Source organism: Aquimarina sp. RZ0, from assembly GCF_008370685.1.
GTDB lineage: Bacteria > Bacteroidota > Bacteroidia > Flavobacteriales > Flavobacteriaceae > Aquimarina.
The window spans coordinates 1-3,465 of record NZ_VTZU01000158.1; the positions used below are offsets into that span (position 1 = coordinate 1).

Annotated in this window: 3 protein-coding genes; all 3 read right to left on the reverse strand. The window is 35.8% G+C overall.

What is annotated here, in order from left to right:
- Nucleotides 1–166 precede the first annotated feature (166 nt).
- From F0000_RS26685 to F0000_RS28005, 3 genes are read right to left on the reverse strand one after another with little or no spacing between them, the layout of a single operon-like run.
- Complete coding sequence (locus F0000_RS26685; protein ID WP_149627746.1) at nucleotides 167–1,009, reverse strand: YARHG domain-containing protein; 843 nt, start codon at nucleotides 1,007–1,009, stop codon at nucleotides 167–169.
- A complete protein-coding gene (locus tag F0000_RS26690; protein ID WP_188112304.1) occupies nucleotides 1,009–2,316 on the reverse strand; it encodes a CHAP domain-containing protein in 1,308 nt (435 codons plus the stop codon). Before F0000_RS26690 ends, F0000_RS26685 begins: the two co-directional genes overlap by 1 nt.
- On the reverse strand, nucleotides 2,309–2,686 hold the full coding sequence (locus F0000_RS28005) for a hypothetical protein (RefSeq protein WP_188112305.1): 378 nt from the start codon (nucleotides 2,684–2,686) through the stop codon (nucleotides 2,309–2,311). The genes F0000_RS26690 and F0000_RS28005 overlap by 8 nt, the downstream gene beginning before the upstream one ends.
- Between the last annotated feature and the right edge of the window lie 779 nt (nucleotides 2,687–3,465).

Here is a 3,465-nt window from a genome sequence, read left to right on the forward strand (position 1 = left end):
ACCTTAAAACGACTACAAGATATACAGCAATTATCACCGGAGAATAAAAGTCATGTATTTGCCTTATTAGATGCTTTTATAAAACAAACCAAGTTGCAGAGTATTATGTAACAAAAAAATCCACAACACTAATGCTGTGGATTATAATCTATTTACAGTCTTTTAATTAGAGCTCAACAATACCCTGATCCGTAAGCTTATATTTGGTTACTTCTCTACGAATTTCTTTAGTTGGATATTGATTTTCTTCTGTCATGTTTTCTTTATCCCACTTCTTAAAAATCTTATAAACCTCTAAATCATCTTTATCTAGTTTAAAATCGATATCATAAAAACCTTCCTCAAAATCACCTTCGCCTTCTCTTAATGAAGAATCTACAACTTTTACTATTTTGATTATTTTACTTCCTTTAATACTTAAAATATTGAATATAGGTTGTTCATTGCAATAAGCCTTGACTAGAATTGTTTCTATTTCAGTATTACAATTTATATTGTAAAAGTAAAAACCATCACAATAAATACCTTTTTTAAGTATTACAGATTCTATACGATCATAGTTACTTTCGTAATAATCACCTAAATAATTATTTAAACCCCATTTATTACTTTCCATTATACTTTGGGATATGGGGTAAACTTTCTTAATATTATCGTTAATATAATCCAAGCATTTATCTATTTCTTTACTAGGGTTTTCTATGTTTTTCACCCTATCAATATAGCTTTGTTCTTCATCGGACAAAGTAACTTTTACAGTAGCGTCAGGTGTATACCAAGATTTAGTTTTAAAATATTGATTGAGATCATCGCTTTTGAATACATAACCTTTGCGTGCAAAAACTTCATTTCTAATTAAACGTAGTTCTTCCTTAGTTTTTGTCTTTAATACTTCTTCTGATAAGAATTCAAAAGAAGTAGCTATTTGCTTAGTTTGCTCAGTTGTTTCGTTTTGTCCTTTGCAAGACAAGAAAGTACATAATAACAGGAATAATAAAACTTTCTTCATTATAGTTGTCTTGTGTAATTTTTAGGCCTAAAATATCCTTTCCAACCTGTATGATTAGCTAAAGCTTTTCCGTTCTTTTGATAAACCGAGGTACGAGTACAGTTCTTACCCTCATATCCCCCGTTATTTCTGTTGTGGCTTTCATCCGAAGAACCGCCACTTCCAATAGCTTCTAGAATCGTGATATTATCACCATCTACACTATGAACTACCCCTGTATGACCTGACCAATTATCATTACTATTAATATAACCCCAAACGAAAATATCTCCAGCTTGAGGGGTATCACCCGTAACCTTTTCTATATTATCGTTTCCTAAATTATTTCTAAATTTTTTTTCTGTAATCATTCCTCGGGTAGTAATAGCTTTCATTTTAGGTAACACTCCTAGTTTGTGTAAATAACGACATACAAACTCTGAACAATCCATTCGCCCAAGTGCTTCTTTTGTTTGAGCAGTTCGGAAACCTGTTGTTCCAACACCCTTTATCCATTCACCTTCTTGTTTGTATTGTACATGTTGATCTGCCCATTTACGCATTTCTTCTAGTACACCTTCGCCATATTCACGGGGATTTTTACTTGCATCGGTAACACAATTATATGGATAGTTATTAAAAGCTTCTTTAAATTTTATCCAAGCTACACGACGCATATCGTATCCGTTGATAGATTTAGTTGATTTTGCAGATGGGTTATTTATCTTTTTTGCAGTACCAAAAATATCATCTTTTTCTGCATCAACGTTGATGTTTGCCCTTTTCCAAAACCATCCAGACGTATCAGCTGCTAACTCAATATCTGATGCTACCTTGAGGTAGTTTGTTCCTGAGTATATATCTTGATTACCTTCACCATCAGAATATGCTTTGTAATTGCTGGTTCTCTCTCTTTCTGCCTTTGTTTTGGCTTTACCATGATTCCAGTCAGTTACTTGTTGAAACCCACGACCTTTATAAGGCATATAACTATGCTTGTTTCCAAATTCTTCTGTAGCAGTGAAATAATTGGTCTCTACATACATATTGGCTAAATAGTGTATTTTATGAGAACACTGGGTAATTCCATGCTTAGCAAAAGAAGCATTTAAAACTTCAGCAAGTCTTTCGTACGTTCTGTCTTCTTCTGGAACACCACCGGTAACGTGAAATAATTTTTCAATGGGATGAAACTCAAGTATAGCTTTTTTCTTTCCTCTACGATCTTTAGCAAAAGTATTATAGCGTACGTATTGTAAAATCCTTTTTAAGTCCTCTGCGGCAAAATCTTTGTTACAAAAACACTCTCCAGTTTCTTGCTCAAACATCAATTTCATTTGATTGATAAAAGCTAATCCCCGTAACCTTTTGCAAGGTAAGTTCACTTTTGGGCTCAGGAGTATAAAGTTTATAATCAAGTTGGTTGCTTTTATAGATGGTATAAAAATACCCTTTTTCTTTGATTTGATCTTTTTCAGAGGAAGAAAAAAAAGCGTGTATTCCCCACGCAGCAGCAATCCAGATTGATTGCTTAGGCAATAAATTCTCTGTCTTGCTACTGCTTCCTTTTCCTCGATATTGTACATAATACGAGTTATAATAGCAGCCGCTAAAGTCAGCCGCATCCCCAAAGCTGTAGTGATAACAAGTATTATGTACAATACTTCCGCTTCGCCCCACGCTGCCACCACCGCTCAAAATCTGACTTCTAACAGACGATTTTCACGAAGGCTATTACAATATTATAGTTATACAATAGGCTCGTAGACCTGATTTGGAAGGATTTGAGGGCATTTCGAGTAGTTTTTAGCTAGTTTGCGCGACGTTCAATTGCCACTTAGGCTAACGCTTCAAAAGCAGAAGATCACAGCTGCATTTGCCTTCCGATCTTCCACTTTTGAAGCGTTTTTCCACAAGAGTACGAACGATTATTATTGAAGTTGAAGTGCGCAAAGGCACAAGCGTTGTGCTTCAACTTCAATAATAATCATAGCCTAGTGGCGATTGAACGAAGCTGCGTTGCACGCAAAACTCGGCTATGCCGTAGCGGAGAGGAGCAGCCGACGTGGGCACACGATCGCTTCTAAAAGCGATGTGCACGCGCCACAGGATTTTTATCTTTCAATTGAAAAAATAAATAAGGACTTCAAGATAAAAATCCTGTAGGCTGTGACTAAGCGGCGTAGCCAGATAAGTGTGTAGGGATTTTTTGTGGTGCGTATTATTGCTACAATAATCGTGACACAAAAAAGACTGGGAACACGACGAGGAGGAACGAAGCGGGGCGGCAAAAGCTTTTTTTTAGGTACGTAAAAAAGTTTTGCCATAGAAAGGGTGACGACGAGACCATTGGCAGCTAATAGGTACTCGACCATAGGGAGTAGCCTATGCTACTACAACACTCGCCGATAGGCGTAACACTTGGCTTTTTAATCTACTAGTATTAAACCTGGATGTAATTCAGAAGTTAAGATCTT